The organism is Streptomyces sp. Y309 (assembly GCF_056712025.1).
The window spans coordinates 5527341-5544273 of sequence record NZ_CM160048.1 but is presented as its reverse complement, the minus strand read 5'-3'; the positions used below and the strand labels follow the sequence as shown (position 1 = coordinate 5544273).

Genomic DNA, 16933 nt, shown 5'->3' with positions numbered 1-16933 from the left:
TGCAGGGTGACCGGACCTCAGCGGCCCTGGTAGCGAGCCGAAGCGGACCTGGCCGTTCCGAGCTTGGAGTACAGACGGCGGCCGGGGCACTCGGTGGCGAATCCGTCCTTGTGGCCGGAGATCACCTTGAGCCTGACGGTGCTCCCCTTCTTGTAGAGGTTCCCACCGCCCGACTTCAGGTATGTCGTTCCGCGGGGATTCGCGCCGAACAGGCCGAGCTTCCACGCGGTGAGCTTCGCGACGCCGGTCACCGCCGCCTTGGGTGGGCGGACGTTGGTGAACGATCCGAGGACGGCGATGCCCATGCTGTTGGTGTTGAAACCGAGAGTGTGCGCGCCGAGCACCGCCTTGGCCACTCCCCCGGCGCGGCCTTCGTAGATGTTCCCGCACTTGTCGACGGCGAAGTTGTAGCCGAAGTCGCGCCAGCCGCTGCTCTTGACGTGGTAGCGGTAGATACTGCGCAGGACGGAGGGCGCCTGCGAGCAGCGGTAGTTGTTGCCGGTCGCGCTGTGGTGCACGAAGGCCGCCTTGACGGTCCTGGTGTACGCGAAGTTCCGCTCGCGCAGGCCCTCGTCGGCGCCCCAGCCGCGCCGCGTGACGATCCGCGGCCGCGGGCCGATGTAGGGCCTGGCCTTGGTGACGTCGCCGCCGCGCGCGGCGAGCAGTGCCGCCTCCGTCTCCGCCTTGCCGAGCGCGGGGACGACGGCGGCGCCCAGCGGCGCGAGGTCGGCGTTCACGGCGGAAGCCGCGGCGGCCTCGGCGGTCATGCCGGCCATCAGGGCACCGTCCGCCTGGCCGGGCTGATCGCGCCAGGGCGCCTGGTGCACGTCGTCGGCCTGCGCCGGAGCGCCCTGCGCCGTGTCGGTCTGGGGGTCGGCCGGCGGCGCCGGATGCTCGCCGGGGTCCACGAGTTCGAGGCGCAGGCCCGCGGGGAGGGCGAGCGTCTGGTCCTGGGGGCGCGCGTCGCCCTCAGGCCGCGCGTCGCCCTGGGGGTGCGCATCGCCCCGGGGGTGCGCGCGCTCGTCCGGCCCCGCCTCGGGCCGCACCCGCACCTCCACCCCGTCCGAGTCCCCCACCCACAGCGGCGCCGTCGACCCGCGCACCCGGCCCGAGTCGCTCTCGGGCGTGCCGGGGTCGGCCGCGTGCTCGTGGTTGTGCGTCTCGACCTCCTGCCAGGAGGACCAGGTGGCGGTGGCGGCCGCGCGCGTGCGCACCTGGACGCTCCCGCGCAGTTCGACGTCCGGGTCGTCCCAGACGACACCCACCAGTGAGAACGGCCGTACGTCGCGCCGGGCCAGGCCCTGGTCGCGCGGTGTGGCCGGGCCGCTCGCGCGGTCGCCGCCGAGCGGTCCGAGCGGCAGCGACTGGGTGGAGCCGGGCAGCGAGTCCGCGGCGGGCCGCGTCTCGGCCGCGGTGGGGGACGAGGTCAGGGCGAGGGGCAGGGCGAGTGCCGCGGCGCAGGTGACACCGATCGAGGAAGCAAGGAATCCACGCATACAGACGATAGTTGGCATACCCGGTCATATCTGTCCATCGGGGACGGAACTGGAACTGACGGGCCGTCGGTCCGCGAGGCACCGAACCGGTGTCCCCAACTGGGCCGCCCACAGGGGCGACACGCGGCCGCCCGCGTACCCTTGCCGCCGTGAACGCCAACGACCGCACCCCTGCCGACCTGCTGCGATCCGCGCTCGCCGCGGACCCGGCCCGCCCGCTCGTCACGTACTACGACGACGCCACCGGCGAGCGCGTCGAATTGTCCGTGGCCACCTTCGCCAATTGGGTGGCCAAGACCGCCAATCTGCTCCAGGGCGAGCTGTCCGCCGAGCCCGGCGACCGGCTCGCGCTGCTGCTGCCCGCGCACTGGCAGACGGCGGTGTGGCTGCTCGCCTGCTCGTCCGTGGGTGTGACCGCGGACGTCGGCGGTGACCCGGCCGCGGCCGACCTCGTCGTCAGCGGCCCGGACACCCTGGACGCGGCGCGGGCCTGCTCCGGCGAGCGGGTGGCCCTGGCCCTGCGCCCCCTCGGCGGCCGCTTCCCGCAGCCCCCCGAGGGCTTCGCCGACTACGCGGTGGAGGTGCCGAGCCAGGGCGACCAGTTCGCCCCGTACGCCCCCGTGGACCCGGACGAGCCCGCGCTCGCCGTCGGCGACCGCAAGCTGACCGGCGCCGAGCTGGTGGAGCGGGCCCGCGCCGACGCCGCCGAGCTCGGCCTCGCCCCCGGCTCCCGGCTGCTCTCCGACCGCCCGTACGACACCTGGGACGGCCTGAGCGCCGGGCTCTACGCGCCGCTGGCCGCGGGCGGCTCCGTGGTCCTGTGCCGCCACCTCGACCGGCTCGGCGAGGGCGGCCTGGAGAAGCGGATCGAGAGCGAGCGGGTGACGGCGACGGCCCACTAGGGCGCGGCCGACGGGTCCCGTCGGGCGCGGCCGACGGGTCCTGCCGCGTCACGGCGACGGCCCGTCGGACCCCACCGCCCAGGCGGTCGGCCCCGGCACCCCGGCATCCCCCGTTCGGCCCAGTGGAGCCCCTGGCCCGCAGGCCCCCCGGCGCACGCCGGTCCATGGTCGTAGGAGCGAGCAGAGCGACCTGTGCACCGACCGCAGCCATGAGGGGTGGACCGACACGTGACCGACACCGCGCCCACGCCGTCCGAGCCGTCCGACCCGGACGGACGACCGGCCGAGGCCGCGGACGCGGCGCGCGAGGCCACGTACGCACCGGGCGGAGCCACCTGCGCACCGGGCGCGGGCGCGAGTCCCACCGGGCTCGGCCCGCGCCGCCGCAGGCTCCGCTGGCTGCGGTACGCCGCGCTGGTCACCGCCGTCCTCGTGCTCGCCGCGGGCGGCCTCGGCTGGGCCGCGTACAACAAGCTCAACGGGAACATCACCAAGGACACCGGCGCCGCCGCCGAGCTCGAGCGCTACGAGAAGGAGCGGCCGACGCCGCTGGTGCACGACGCGCAGAACATCCTGCTGATCGGCTCCGACAGCCGCTCGGGACCCGACAACCGCAAGTACGGCCGCGATCCGGGCACCCAGCGCTCCGACACCACGATCCTGCTGCACCTGGCCGCCGACCGGCAGAGCGCGACCGCCGTGTCGCTGCCGCGCGACCTGATGGTGGACATCCCGAGCTGCCGCCGCCCGGACGGCTCCCGCACCCGCGCCCAATTCGCCCAGTTCAACTGGGCGTTCGAGTTCGGCGGCACGGCCTGCACGATCCGTACGGTGGAGAAGCTGACGAACATCCGCGTCGACCACCACATGGTCGTGGACTTCGCCGGGTTCAAGGACATGGTGGACGCGGTCGACGGCGTACGGGTCTGCCTGAAGCGCCCCATCGACGACCGCGGCGCGAAGCTGCGCCTTCCGGCCGGGCCGCAGACGCTCAACGGCGAGCAGGCACTGGGATTCGTGCGCGCCCGCAAGTCCCTCGGCAACGGCAGCGACACCGAGCGCATGGACCGTCAGCAGGAGTTCCTGGCCGCGCTCGTCAACAAGGTGCGCAGCAATGACGTCCTGCTGAATCCGGCGAAGCTCTATCCCGTTCTCGACGCGGCCACGTCGTCGCTGACGACGGACCCCGGCCTCGCGAGTTTGCGTGGTTTGTACGAACTGGTGCGCGGGGTGCGCAATATCCCCACAGAACGGGTGCAATTCCTCACTGTGCCACGGCGTTCCTACACCTATGACGCGAATCGCGACGAATTGGTCGAGCCCGCCGCGGCGGCACTCTTCACGCGCCTTCGGATGGACGAGCCGGTCCAGGTGGCACGCGCGGCCACGGCGGAGACGTACGACCGCGCGGCCGCCAAGTCGTACGAAGACGACACCGAAGACACCGACGCCGAAGACTCCGACGGCGCCGAAGAGACGTACGACGAAAGCGAATCCGCGTACGAGGAGGAGGAGTCGAAGGAGTCCGAGGACTCGTCGGACGGTGACGAGTACGGCGACGAGGGTGGCGACGGCGGCGATTCCTGGAGCGACGAGAAGCCCGACGACCCGACGCACACGCCGAGTCCGGCTCCCACATTCCGGGGCAACACGGCCGACCGGACCGCCTGTGAGTAAAGACGGGCATCTCCCGGAAGGGGGCCGAAGAGCCGCCGAAGGGCCACTTCCCAAAGAAATTGGGTGGATTGCCCAGTTGTAGGGACGCGGATGAGGAGTGGAATTTGTCACCGGCGTCGTTGGACGCTGAACTGGGCGGATAGTGTGAGCCGATCCGGTGTTCCGGCCAACGCGGCCGCGCACCGCTGTACGACTGACCGAGCGCCTTCTTGAGGGGGGAAAGGCGCCGCGTGGCCCTGACGGAGGACGCAAACAACCGTGGACGCGCAAGGCCGTGGGCGGGCGGACGACATCGACCCCGCAGACCAGTGGGTGCTGAACCCGCAGACCGGCGACTACGAACTGCGACTGAGTCCCTCCGCAGGGCAGTCGGCGCCGCCCGGAGTTCCCGGACCCCGGGGCACGGCGCCCCGGCCGGGGACGCACGGCGGGCGCCGCGGCCGCGAGCCGGGACGTGAGCCGGGCCGCGACCAGGGGCGTGAGCACGGCAGCCGCGAGCACGGGCGCGAGCAGGTGCCCGGCCAGCGCAGGCGGCGCGCGCAGCCGGAGGCGGCCGCGGGCGGCCGGCGCAAGCAGCGGACCAAGAAGAAGAGCACCGGCAAGAAGATCGCGATGTGGTCGGGCGGCACGGTGGCCTTCGTGGTCGTCGCCGCCGCGGTCGGCGGATACCTCTACTACCAGCACCTGAACGACAACATCACGTCCGTCTCCGACGACGGCGCGGGCACCGGCGGTTTCAGCAAGGACCGCGCGATCAACATCCTGCTCGTCGGCACGGACAAGCGCAGCGGCAAGGGCAACGCGGGCTACGGCGACGAGGGCAGCACCGGGCACGCGGACACCACGCTCCTGCTGCACGTCTCCAAGGACCGTTCCAACGCGACCGCGCTGAGCATCCCGCGCGACATGATCACCGACATCCCGGACTGCCCCACCAAGCAGGACGACGGCTCCACGAAGGTGATCCCGGGCTCGCAGGGCGTCCGCTTCAACGAGAGCCTCGGCCAGAACGACCGCACGCCGAGCTGCACGATGCGTACGGTCACGAAGATCACCGGCATAAAGCTCGACCACTTCATGGTGGCCGACTTCAACGCGGTCAAGACGTTGTCCAGCGCGGTCGACGGCGTGGACGTGTGCCTCGCCAAGGACATCGACGACCCCAAGTCGCATCTGAAGCTGCCCGCGGGCAAGCACACGATCGAGGGCGAGGAGGCGCTTGCGTTCGTGCGCACCCGGCACACCGTGGGCAGCGGCAGCGACTTGAGCCGCATCGAGCTGCAGCAGCAGTTCCTCAGCTCACTGATGCGCAAGCTCAAGTCCGGGGGCACGCTGACCAGCCCGAAGAAGATGATAAGTCTGGCGGAAGCAGGCACGAAGGCGCTGACCGTCGACTCCAAGATCGCCGACATAATGAAGCTCCGCGACCTCGGCATGGAGCTCGGCAAGCTCGACATGAAGAACCTGACCTTCGCGACCACCCCCGTGGTCGACAACCCCGCCGAGAAGGACCCCGTCACGGTCGTCCCGAACGAGGCCAAGGCCGACGAGCTGTTCTCGATGATGCGCGAGGACGTGTCGCTGACCGAGGTGAAGAAGAAGGAGAAGAAGGAGAAGGCCGCGGTGGCCGCCCGCCTCAAGGGCCCCAAGGCCGACCCCTCCGACGTGCGCGTCGACATCTACAACGGCAGCGGGAAGACGGGCGCCGCTCAGGCAACTCTCAGCTGGCTGCAGAACACTGAAGGCGTGACGAAGTCCAGCCAGCAGGGCAACGCGCCGAAGAACCTGCCCAAGACGACCCTGGAGTACGGCGCGGACCAGGCCGACCAGGCCCGGCGGCTCGCCCAGCTCATGGGGCTGCCCGGGTCCGCGCTGAAGCCGGGCAAGAGCGAGAAGAACGCGCAGGGGCTGCCCGCGATGGTGCTGACCCTCGGCGCCGATTTCAAGGGCGCGGGGCAGTCCATCACCGCTCCGTCGAAGGCTCCGGACGGCGTCCAGAAGGTTGAAGCCGACAAAACTGTGTGCGCCAAGTGACCTGAGGCGGTTGTTTCACGTCTCACAGAACGCCACGCGTGACGGCGGGCCGGCAACCGCCGTCACGTGGGCGGGCGGCGGCACGCCGCAAGTCGCCGCGGGGCGACCGCACTTGGGAAGCAGGGCGGGGAGGGGCAGGCATGGCGCAGAACGGTGTCCGTACAGAGGGATCTCCTGCTGAGGACTCTCCTGCCGAGGGGGCCGGTTCTCGTACGGAGGAATCCGGTTCTCGTACGAAGGGGCCGCCGGGCAAAGGCGGGGACGGCAAGCACGCCAAAGGCGGCGGGGACGGCAGGCACGCCAAAGGCGGCAAGGCGGGGCCTCCCGGCAGCGGCGGGGACGGCAGACCCCCGGGGCGGCGCAAGCGTCGTGTGCTGCGGTGGTCGGCGACGATTCTGTCGGTGCTGATACTCGGCACGGCCGGCGCCGGATACCTCTACTACCAGCACCTGAACAACAACCTGGAGACGGACGACCTGAACCTGGGCGACCACCGGGCCCCCGAGCCCACGCCCAACTCCGCGGGACAGACGCCCCTGAACATCCTCCTGATCGGCTCCGACGCCCGCGACTCCAAGGCGAACCAGAAGCTCGGCGGCGCCAAGGAGACCTTCGGCGGCCCGCCGCTCGCGGACGTACAGATGCTCCTGCACCTCTCGGCCGACCGCAGCAACATGTCCGTCATCAGCATGCCGCGCGACACCCTCCTGACCATCCCCAAGTGCACGGACCCGGACGACGGCAAGGTGTACGAGGAGACCGGACCGCGCGCGATGACCAACGAGTCCCTGGGCCGCGGCGGACCCGGCTGCACGGTGGCCACCTGGGAGAAGCTGACCAACATCCACATCAACCACTTCATGATGGTCGACTTCTCGGGTGTGGTGTCGATGGCCGACGCGATCGGCGGCGTGCCCGTCTGCGTGGACAAGAACATCCACTCGCGCACCAGCCAGGGCAAGGGCTCGGGCCTGAAGCTGGAGAAGGGCACCACGAAGATCAAGGGCGAGCAGGCCCTGCAGTGGCTGCGCACCCGCTACGGCTTCGAGGACGGCACCGACATAGCGCGCGCCAAGGCCCAGCACATGTACATGAACTCGCTGGTCCGCACGCTCCGCGAGAACACCGGCCTGACCAGCCCCAACAAGCTGCGCAAGCTCGCCGAGAACGCCACGAGCGCCCTGAAGGTCGACCCGGGCCTCGGCTCCGTCATGAAGCTCTACGGCCTCGGCAACGAGCTGAAGAAGGTCTCGCCGGAGCGCACGACGATGACGACGATGCCGTTCGAGTACTCCGGTTCACGCGTGGTCCCCAAGCCGGACGACGCGGAGCAGCTCTTCCGTCTCGTACGCGACGACATCGCCCTCGACGGCAAGGGCAAGCGCAAGCCGCCGAAGGAGAAGCTGTCGGACGACCCGGCGGCGCCGGACGGCCAGATCGCCCTCCAGGTGCAGAACGGCACCCGCACGGCCACGGAGCCCGCCGTCAGCGGCCGCGCGAGCGCCGTCGCCCAACTGCTCGCCGCCAAGGGCTTCGTGAAGGCGGTCCCGGACACCGCGACGTCGCTCACCGAGAGCAGGACGGTCATCCGCTATCCCAGCGTGGAGCTGGAGGGCGACGCCCAGCGGGTCGCCAAGTCCCTCGGCCTGCCGCTGAGTTCGGTGAAGAAGTCGACGGACGTCTCCGGCATCACGCTCGTCGTCGGCTCCGACTGGCGTGACGGCGCCAAGCCGGAGAAGGCGAAGAAGCAGGACGACTCGACGCCGGACTCGGCGGACGCCATGAACGGCTCCGACAAGAAGGCCTGCATGAAGGTGGACCCGAACTTCAGCTGGTAGGGCGGGAGTTGGCCACCCGGGGGGCCTGGGCCTCAGGCCTCCTGGGTCTCTCCCAGGACCGCCGGGCGCCGCGAGGCGATGACGCGCTTGGCCAGCGAGCGCGGGCTGGTGAGGAAGCCCCAGCCCCACGACATGTGCATGGTCGCGAGCGCCACCGGGATCTGCAGCCGCGCCTTCAGGGGCAGGCCCTTGCCCGCGGGGACGGAGCCCGCGGCGATGGCGGCGAGATAGCCGCCGGGCACGACGAAGCCCCACGGCGTCAGCAGCGCGCCGACGACCAGGCCCACGGCGATCGCGCAGACGGCCACCGGCGGCGCGAGATAGCGCAGGTTGATGGAGCCCTGGTGGTAGCGGGCGACGACGTGGCGCCAGCGGCCGTAGTCCTTGTACTGCTTGGCGAGGGCCTTCACGCTCGGCCGCGGGCGGTACGAGACCTTCAGCTCCGGCGAGAACCAGATGAGGCCCCCGGCCTCCCTGATCCGGAAGTTCAGCTCCCAGTCCTGGGCGCGGATGAACTCCACGTTGTATCCGCCCTGCTGCTCCAGCGCCTCGCGCCGGAACACGCCCAGGTAGACCGTCTCGGCCTGCTGCGCCTCGCCGCCCGTGTGGAAGGCCGCGTTGCCGACGCCGATCTTCGACGTCATGGCGGCGGCGACCGCGTGCTCCCAGTCGTTCTGGCCCTCGGCGTGCATGATGCCGCCGACGTTCATCGCGCCGGTCTCCTCGAGGAGGCGGACGGCGGTCGTGATGTAGCCCGGCGAGAGCGCGGCGTGGCCGTCGACGCGTACCACGATCGGGTGGCGTGACGCCTTGATCGCGGCGTTCAGGGCCGCGGGCGTACGGCCCGTGGGATTGGGCACCGTGTGCACCCGCGCGTTTTTATTGGATGCAGTCTCCGCGACCAGCTCCGCGGCGATCTCGTCGGTGCGGTCGGTGGAGGGGCCGAGCGCGACGACGACCTCCATCTCGCCCGCGTACTCCTGCTGGAGGATCGCGTGCACGGCTTCACGCAGATGCCGCTCCTCGTTGAGGACCGGCATGATCACGGATACGGCGGGGGGATGCACGTCGGACTTCAACTGTGCGGGGTCCTTTTCGTCGCTCGGCCGGGGGTCCGGGGGTTGTCCCCCGGAGAATGCAGCATTGGGCGTCACGTTACCGCGAATGGGGGACACCGGCGCGCGCCGATGGGGTCGCTGCCCCGGTCCGCAGATCGTATGGGCCTACGGTTCTCGGGTGCCCGGCCCAGGACCCTGAACCGCGGAGGTGTCCCCGCACGTGCCCACGCCGCCCCGCTCCCCCGCAAGCCCGCCGCGCCCCCCGCGCCCGCAGCGCCCACCGGCGCCGCGGGCGGCCCCGAGGACGGGCGCGCGGGTACGGCGGCCCCGCTGGGCCAAGCGGGTCGCGACCACCCTGTCCGTCGGGGTGCTGGCCGCCGCCGGCATCGGGCACTCGATCGTCTCGGGCCTGGAGACCGGCATCGGCCGCGTCGACGCCTTCAGCAACATGAAGAACCGGCCCGAGTCCGGCAACGGCATGAACGTGCTGCTCGTGGGCACCGACGGGCGCGACAAGATCAGCCGCGCGGAGCGCAAGAAGTACCGCCTGGGCGGCGCGCCCTGCCACTGCACGGACACGATCATGATCGTGCACATCTCGGAGGACCGGGACCGGGCCAGCGTCGTGAGCCTCCCCAGGGATTCGTACGCCGAGATGCCCGAGCACGTCGACCAGAACTCCCGCAAGCACCACAAGGCGCACCCGGTGAAGCTCAACGCGGCGTACGCGGAGGGCGGCCCGAATCTCACCGTGCGCACGGTCGAGAACATGACGAAGGTGAAGATCGACCACTATCTGGAGGTCGACTTCACCAGCTTCATGAAGACCGTGGACGTCCTCGGCGGCGTCGAGATCTGCACCACCCGCCCCCTGAAGGACTCCTACTCGGGCCTGAACCTGCCCGTGGGAACCCACCAGCTGAACGGCGGCCAGGCGCTGCAGTACGTGCGCTCGCGGCACGTCGACGGGGCCGCCGACCTCGGCCGGATGCAGCGCCAGCAGCGCTTCCTCGCGGCACTCATCGCGAAGGCGACGAGCAGCGGCGTACTGCTGAATCCGGTCAAGTTCAACGACGTCACCGGGACGCTGCTCGAATCGGTACGGGCCGACAAGGGGTTCGGTACGACCGAGATGCTGACGCTGGGCCGCGCGATGCGGAACTTCTCGCCGAAGTCGTCGGAGTTCACGACCGTGCCGATCGGGAAGATGGGCTACAAGGTGCCGGGCATCGGCTCGACCCTGAAGTGGGACGACGTGAAGTCCAGGAAGCTCTTCCAGGCGCTGCGCGACGACAAGCCGCTCGCCCCGCACCGCGTCAAGCGCAAGGCCCTCGCGGTGCCGGTGTCGCCGCAGCAGATCCGGGTGCAGGTGGACAACGGGGCGGGAGTGCCGGGCCTCGGCAAGCGGGTCGACGCGGAGCTGCGGCGCACCGGGTTCCGCACCACCCGGACGCCGGGGACGGTGCCGCTGGCGCCGGGCGCCAGGCCCGTCGCCCGCAGCGTCGTCGCCTTCGACCCGCGCTGGGACCGCTCGGCGAAGTCCCTGGCCACGGCGCTACCCGGCTGCGAGATGCGCCCCGTTCGGGGGCAGGGGCCGCTCCTGAAGGTCATCGCGGGGACGGATTTCCGCGGCGTGCGGGCGGTACGGGCCGAAGACGCCCACCAGGGCGAGTTCGGCGCCGTGACCGGCGACCAGGTGATGTGCCGTTAGCCCCGTCAGGGGCGCGCCCCGTAGGGGCGCGGGGAACTGCGCGACCAGCCACGACAAACCCGCAGACGCGTCTGCGCAGTGACCCGGCAGACGCGTCTGCGGCTTTTCGCGCGCTGAGCGCGCAGTTCCCCGCGCCCCTGACGGGGCCCGGGTCAGTCGTCGAAGCCCTCTGCTGCGCGGGCCTCGCGGAGTTCCTTGATGGCGCGGCGCCGGGCCAGGCGGTGGGTGCGGCGGATCTGGGCCTCCTGGTAGCGGCGCCGGTCGCGGTCGGTCTCGGGGAGGACCGGCGGTACGAGGCGGGGCTTGCCGTCGGCGTCGACGGCCGCGAAGACCAGGTACGCCGAGCCCACCTGCTGGGCGGGCGTCGACTCGTTCCAGCGCTCGGCGAGGACGCGTACGCCGACCTCCATGGAGGACCGCCCGGTCCAGTTGACCTGGGCCTTCACATGCACCAGGTCGCCGACGCGGACCGGCTCGAGGAACGCCATCTCGTCCATGGACGCGGTCACGGCGGGCCCGCCGGAGTGCCGTCCGGCGACGGCACCGGCCGCGTCGTCCACGAGTTTCATGATCACGCCGCCGTGCACCGTGCCGAGGAGGTTGGTGTCGGCGTGCGTCATGATGTGGCTCAGCGTGGTGCGGGACGCCGAGGTCGGCTTGCCCGGAATCGTCGATTCCGTGCCGGGGGCCAGGTCTGTCATGCACTCCACCCTATGTCGGGACCCTCCCGAACCCCCGCCGGGCACATTGCATCAGCTCTGCAACAGCCCTGACCCGAAACAATGCCCTCTCTGTGAGGCGCACGGTGCGGCACTGCACACTAAGCCAATGAGCGATTGGCCAGACGCGCGGAACAACAACGGTGACCGCCACGGATACGGCAGCGACGGCGCACAGCCCGAGGGCGCCCGCGTGATGCGCCATGTCCAGCGCGGCGGCCCGTCGGCCCCCGGCCAGCGCGGCTCGGTCCCGCGCCAGCCTTCGTACGACGACAACGTCTACGACGACCTGTACCGCGACCAGCGCCCCCAGGACCCCTACGCCCAGCCCGGCGGCCAGGGCGGCCCCGGCCAGGACGGCTACGACAGCGGCTACAACACCGGCCAGGTGTACGGCTCGCCGTCCGGCCGCGGCGACGGACCGCAGGGTCCGGGCGGCCCGCCCGCCCCGCCGCGCGCGCCCAAGCCCCCGGTCAACTGGAAGAAGCGCATCACCTGGGGTCTGGTCACGTTCCTTGCCCTGCTGCTCGTGGTCTCCGTGAGCACGTACTTCTGGGCGGACTCCAAGCTCAAGCGCGAGGTCGACCTGTCGAAGGTCATCGAGCGGCCCGCCGGCGGCAAGGGCACGAACTACCTGATCGTCGGCTCCGACAGCCGCGCCGGGATGTCCGACGAGGAGAAGAAGAAGCTCCACACCGGCTCCGCCGAGGGCAAGCGCACGGACTCGATGATGATCCTGCACGTCGCGGACGACGGCGGGAACACGATGATCTCGCTGCCGCGCGACTCGAACGTCATGATCCCCTCCTTCAAGGGCTCGGACTCCGGCAAGCTCTACCCGGCGCGGGACTGCAACACGACGACTCAGGTCTGCAAGAAGCTGAACGCCGCGTACGGGGAGGACGGCCCCGAGCTGCTCGTGCGCACCGTCGAGGCCAACACGGGCCTGCGCATCGACCACTACGCCGAGATCGGCTTCGGCGGCTTCGCCAAGATCGTGGACGCGGTCGGCGGCGTCGAGATGGACATCCCGAAGGGCTTCAAGGACAAGAAGTCCGGCGCCGACTTCGAGGCGGGCAAGCAGACGCTGAACGGCGAGGAGGCCCTGGCCTTCGTACGTACCCGCTACGCCCTGCCGGGCAGCGACCTGGACCGCACCAAGAACCAGCAGAAGTTCCTGGCCGCGCTCGCCAACCAGACGGCCACGCCCGGCACGGTCATGAACCCGTTCAAGCTGTACCCGACGATGGGCGCCGGTCTGGACACGCTGGTCGTCGACAAGGACATGGACCTGATGGACGTGGCGTCCATGTTCTGGGCCATGAAGGGCGTCACCGGTGGCGACGGCAAGTCCATGAACATGCCGAGCTCGGGGTTCGCGGGCGGCAACGTCGTCTGGGACAAGGCCAAGGTCAAGCAGCTGGTGTCGGAGCTCAACAACGACGAGAAGGTGACGGTGTCGGGCAACTAGGCCCGCAGGGCAGGCCCGCACAACACGCCCGCGCGGGGCGTTCGGCGTACCCCGAACGCCCCGTCCGCCGCGAAGCCGCGCGGGGGCCGTGGCACGGTGGTTCGACACCACCGAAGAGCCACTGCCGAGAAGTGCCCCCACCGACCCGCGGAGCCCTGCCATGGCGGACCTGCAGGACGAACTCGACTCCCCCGCCGAAGCCGGGGAGAAGCACGACCGGCGCACCGCGCCCAGCCCCACGGACGACGCCTTCGTGGACGACGCCTTCGTGGACGACGCGTCGACTCCCGCACCGGCGCCGGAGTCCGCGCCCGAGGCCGCGTCGGAACCCGCCTCGGAGCCCCTGGAACCGGAGCCCCTGGAGCCGGACCCCCGGGAAGCCCTGGAGCGGGCCCAGGACCTCCTCGCCGCACATCCCGTCGCCGACGGCTACAGCGGCCTCCCCTCGGCGTTGCGTGAACTTCCCTGGTTCGACCTGGAGTTGGGCGACAGCGGCCTGGAGACCGATCTGCCGCGGCTGCGGGCGGGCCGGGTCGGCGCGCAGTTCTGGTCGCTCCAGGCGCCGGACGGGCAGCCCGAGGGCGACCGCGCCGTCAGCTCGGCCCTGGAACAACTCGACCTCGTCCGGCACGTCGTCGGCCGCTACGCGAACGGCCTGCGGGTGGCCCGCGACGCCTCCGAGACCACCGACGCCCGCAACTGCGGCCGCATCGCCACGCTGATCGGCCCGGCGAGCGCCCGCGCCATCGGCGACTCGCTCGGCGCCCTGCGCCAGCTCCACATGCTCGGCCTGAGCTCGCTGACACTGGCCGGCACGTCGTGGGCGGGCGAGGATCTCACCCCCTTCGGCGAGGAAGTGGTGCGGGAGATGAACCGGCTCGGCGTCCTCGCCGACCTCTCCGGCGCCTCCCCGGCGACCGCGCGCCGGGTGCTCGCCGCCTCCAAGGCGCCGGTGCTGTGGACGCGTTCCGGGGCCCGCGCGCTGCGCGAGCACCCCGCCAATCTGGACGACGGGCTGCTCGCCGCGGTGGGCCGGGCGAAGGGGCTGTGCCTGGTGCCGTTCGCGGCCGACCGGACGGGGCCGACGCTCGGTGACGTCGCGGACCACCTGGAGCACGTACACCGCGTCGCGGGGCCCGAGTGCGTCGGGATCTCCGGGATGTACGACACCCGGTCCGCGCACCCCGGGGAGCTCACCGACGCCTCCCGCTACCCGCGGCTCGTCGCCGAGCTGCTCGGCCGCGGCTGGCCCGAGGCCGACGTCGCGGCGCTCACCTGGGGCAACGTACAACGGGTGCTGCGCGGCGCGGACTTCACGGCGCGGGCGGCGCGGGAGCGGCGGGGGGCGTCGACGGCGACGATCGGGCGCCTTGACGGCTGAGCCCTCCGGGGAGGCGCGGGCCGGTCAGGGGATCGTGCAGAGGCAGAACGGGTGGCCCGCCGGGTCCGCGTACACGCGGAAGTCGCGCTTGCCGCCGCCGTCGTCGAGGTCGAGCGGGCGGGCCCCGAGGGCGAGCACGCGCTCCTCGGCGGCGTCGACGTCCGCCCAGGTCGGGCCCGCGTCCAGGTCCAGGTGGAGCTGCTGGGCATTGGTGTCGGAGCGGGGCCACTCGGGCGGGGTGAGGCCGGTGACGCGCTGGAAGGAGACCTTCACGCGGCCGGGGGCGACCAGGTCGATCCACTGGCCGTCGCCGTCCTCGTCGTGGATCGTGCCGCCGATGATCTCGGCGTAGAACTCGGCGAGGCCGCGGGGGTCGGGACAGTCGAGGACGACGTTGTGCAGGCGGGCGACTGGGGCAGCCATGACCTCTCCTCGGTCGATGATCGTGGTTACCGACAGAAGCTGTTCTCCGGTAACCACTCCGGTTACCCCATAGTGGCCCCGTACGGGTAACGTCGCAACCATGAATGACAGAGCGCCCGCGCCCGGGGGCCTCGCGCTGATCCAGGACCTGGTGAACACGCTGGACATCGGGGCGGGTACCGACGAACTCGACACCGAAACCGGGCGGGCCCGGTTCGGCCTCACCGCGGCGGACGTGGCGGCGGCGCGGGAGCTGCGGGAGTCGCTGCGGGCCGCGTGCCTCGCCCACGCGGGGCACGCGCCGCACCAAGAGGTGCGTCCCCTCGGTGAACTCCTCGCCGCCGCACCCCTGTTGGTACGGGTCGACACCGCCGACGGCTCCGCGACGCTCGGCCCCGCGGATCCGCGCCCGCTCGCCTCACGCGTGGCGGCGGCCGTCGCGGAGGGCGTGGGCGCGGGCACCTGGGCCCGCCTCAAGGCGTGCGAGGCCGTGACGTGCCACTGGGCGTACTACGACCGCAGCCCCGGCGGACGGGGCCGCTGGTGCGACATGGGGGTGTGCGGGGCGCGGGCGAAGATGCGGGCGTACCGCGCGCGGAGGGCTGCGCCCCGCTGACCGGGTGGCGCCGTTGGGCCCCGGGCCCGTGGCGCGTGCGGGTGCGTCGTGGCTGGTCGCGCAGTTCCCCGCGCCCCTTACAGGGCGCCTACGCGCCCGGGCGCCCCATGGCCCGGTAGGTCCAACCAGCCGCACGCCACTCCACAGGGTCGAGGGCGTTGCGGCCGTCCAGGAGGACGCGGCGGCCGACCACCGTGCCGAGGGCCTCGGGGTCGAGCTCGCGGAATTCGCGCCACTCCGTGAGGTGCAGGACGACGTCGGCGCCGCGCACGGCCTCCTCGGCGGAGTCGGCGTACCCGAGGGTCGGGAAGAGGCGGCGGGCGTTGTCCATGCCCTTGGGGTCGTACACGGTGACCTGGCCGCCCTGGAGGTGGATCTGGCCGGCCACGTTGAGGGCGGGCGAGTCCCGCACGTCGTCCGAGTCCGGCTTGAACGCGGCGCCGAGCACCGCGACCCGCTTGCCGAGGAAGGATCCGCCGCCCACGGCCTCCCGCGCCAGCTCCACCATGTGCCCGCGGCGCCGCATGTTGATCGAGTCGACCTCGCGCAGGAAGGTCAGCGCCTGGTCGGCGCCGAGCTCACCGGCGCGGGCCATGAAGGCGCGGATGTCCTTGGGCAGGCAGCCGCCGCCGAAGCCGATCCCGGCCCGCAGGAACTTGGCGCCGATCCGGTCGTCGTACCCGAGGGCCTCCGCGAGCTTCACCACGTCGCCGTCGGCGGCCTCGCACACCTCGGCCATGGCGTTGATGAAGGAGATCTTCGTGGCCAGGAAGGAGTTCGCGGAGGTCTTCACCAGCTCGGCGGTCGGGAAGTCCGTGACGATGAACGGGGACCCTTCGGCGACCGGCGTCGCGTACACCTCGCGCAGCAGCTTCTCGGCGCGCTCGCTGCGTACGCCGATGACGATCCGGTCGGGGTGCAGGGTGTCGTCGACCGCGAAGCCCTCGCGCAGGAACTCCGGGTTCCAGGCCAGCTCCACCCCTTCGGGCAGCAGCCGCGCGAGCCGGTCGGCCGAGCCCACCGGCACCGTCGACTTGCCGACCACGAGCGCGCCCGACTTCAGGTGCGGCGCGAGGGAGGCGAAGGCGGAGTCGACGTAACTCATGTCACAGGCGTACTCGCCGTGCTTCTGCGGGGTGTTCACGCAGACGAAGTGCACGTCGCCGAAGCCGGCCACCTCGGCCCAGTCCATGGTGAAGCGGAGCCGCCCGCTGGCGCCCTCGATGCCCGCGACGTGCTTGCGGAGCAGCTCCGCGAGCCCCGGCTCGTACATTGGGACCTCGCCGCGCTGGAGCATCTCGATCTTCTCCGGCACGACGTCGAGGCCGAGCACCTCGAAGCCGAGCTCGGCCATGGCCGCGGCGTGGGTGGCGCCGAGATAACCGGTGCCGATCACGGTGATCTTGAGGGCCATGCGGTGCTCCAGTGAATCGAGGTTTCCTACCCGCACGCGGCTGCCGCGCGAGCGCGTCGACCGAGCATAGTCCCGGCGTAACAGGGACTTTCACCGGGCACGTCTTCCCCTGTCGTCAAGCTCACGTATCCCTGACGTGGGCAGGCCCCTAAAATTTGGATTACTCAACGGGTTACTTAACGGTAATTAGCGT

The 16933-nt window shown here is 71.5% G+C and carries 13 protein-coding genes; 8 read left to right on the top strand and 5 right to left on the bottom strand.

What is annotated here, in order from left to right:
• Window positions 1-17 precede the first annotated feature (17 nt).
• On the bottom strand, window positions 18-1496 hold the full coding sequence (locus tag AC0KTA_RS22710) for a peptidoglycan recognition protein family protein (protein ID WP_481050064.1): 1479 nt from the start codon (window positions 1494-1496) through the stop codon (window positions 18-20).
• A gap of 149 nt (window positions 1497-1645) precedes the next feature.
• Between AC0KTA_RS22710 and AC0KTA_RS22705 the strand changes: the two genes are divergently transcribed.
• The 4 genes from AC0KTA_RS22705 (at window position 1646) to AC0KTA_RS22690 (ending at window position 7947) form a co-directional block, all read left to right on the top strand.
• Complete coding sequence (locus tag AC0KTA_RS22705) at window positions 1646-2398, top strand: TIGR03089 family protein (RefSeq protein ID WP_481050063.1); 753 nt, start codon at window positions 1646-1648, stop codon at window positions 2396-2398.
• Between the two features lie 228 nt (window positions 2399-2626).
• Window positions 2627-4075, top strand: coding sequence for an LCP family protein (locus AC0KTA_RS22700; RefSeq protein ID WP_481050062.1), 1449 nt, complete (start codon window positions 2627-2629; stop codon window positions 4073-4075).
• Window positions 4076-4333: 258 nt separating this feature from the next.
• On the top strand, window positions 4334-6109 hold the full coding sequence (locus AC0KTA_RS22695) for an LCP family protein (RefSeq protein ID WP_481050061.1): 1776 nt from the start codon (window positions 4334-4336) through the stop codon (window positions 6107-6109).
• 140 nt (window positions 6110-6249) lie between these two features.
• Window positions 6250-7947, top strand: a complete 1698-nt coding sequence (locus AC0KTA_RS22690) for an LCP family protein (RefSeq protein ID WP_481050060.1) — start codon at window positions 6250-6252, stop codon at window positions 7945-7947.
• Between the two features lie 32 nt (window positions 7948-7979).
• On the opposite strand, the gene AC0KTA_RS22685 is transcribed toward AC0KTA_RS22690, so the two are convergent.
• Entirely contained in the window at window positions 7980-9026 is a 1047-nt protein-coding gene (locus AC0KTA_RS22685) for a glycosyltransferase family 2 protein (protein WP_481050059.1), read from the bottom strand.
• Between the two features lie 199 nt (window positions 9027-9225).
• Between AC0KTA_RS22685 and AC0KTA_RS22680 the strand changes: the two genes are divergently transcribed.
• Complete coding sequence (locus AC0KTA_RS22680; RefSeq protein WP_481050058.1) at window positions 9226-10716, top strand: LCP family protein; 1491 nt, start codon at window positions 9226-9228, stop codon at window positions 10714-10716.
• Window positions 10717-10868: 152 nt separating this feature from the next.
• On the opposite strand, the gene AC0KTA_RS22675 is transcribed toward AC0KTA_RS22680, so the two are convergent.
• The gene (locus AC0KTA_RS22675) at window positions 10869-11417 is read right to left on the bottom strand and encodes an acyl-CoA thioesterase (RefSeq protein WP_481050057.1); all 549 of its coding nucleotides are present in this window, start codon (window positions 11415-11417) and stop codon (window positions 10869-10871) included.
• A gap of 127 nt (window positions 11418-11544) precedes the next feature.
• Between AC0KTA_RS22675 and AC0KTA_RS22670 the strand changes: the two genes are divergently transcribed.
• Window positions 11545-12906, top strand: a complete 1362-nt coding sequence (locus AC0KTA_RS22670) for an LCP family protein (protein ID WP_481050056.1) — start codon at window positions 11545-11547, stop codon at window positions 12904-12906.
• 160 nt (window positions 12907-13066) lie between these two features.
• Entirely contained in the window at window positions 13067-14287 is a 1221-nt protein-coding gene (locus AC0KTA_RS22665; RefSeq protein WP_481050055.1) for a dipeptidase, read from the top strand.
• Between the two features lie 24 nt (window positions 14288-14311).
• On the opposite strand, the gene AC0KTA_RS22660 is transcribed toward AC0KTA_RS22665, so the two are convergent.
• The gene (locus AC0KTA_RS22660) at window positions 14312-14710 is read right to left on the bottom strand and encodes a VOC family protein (RefSeq protein ID WP_481050054.1); all 399 of its coding nucleotides are present in this window, start codon (window positions 14708-14710) and stop codon (window positions 14312-14314) included.
• 100 nt (window positions 14711-14810) lie between these two features.
• On the opposite strand from AC0KTA_RS22660, the gene AC0KTA_RS22655 reads away from it, so the two are divergent.
• On the top strand, window positions 14811-15326 hold the full coding sequence (locus AC0KTA_RS22655) for a CGNR zinc finger domain-containing protein (protein WP_481050053.1): 516 nt from the start codon (window positions 14811-14813) through the stop codon (window positions 15324-15326).
• A gap of 88 nt (window positions 15327-15414) precedes the next feature.
• Here AC0KTA_RS22655 and AC0KTA_RS22650 read toward each other — a convergent pair whose 3' ends face one another.
• Entirely contained in the window at window positions 15415-16740 is a 1326-nt protein-coding gene (locus AC0KTA_RS22650) for a UDP-glucose dehydrogenase family protein (protein ID WP_481050052.1), read from the bottom strand.
• Window positions 16741-16933 lie beyond the last annotated feature (193 nt).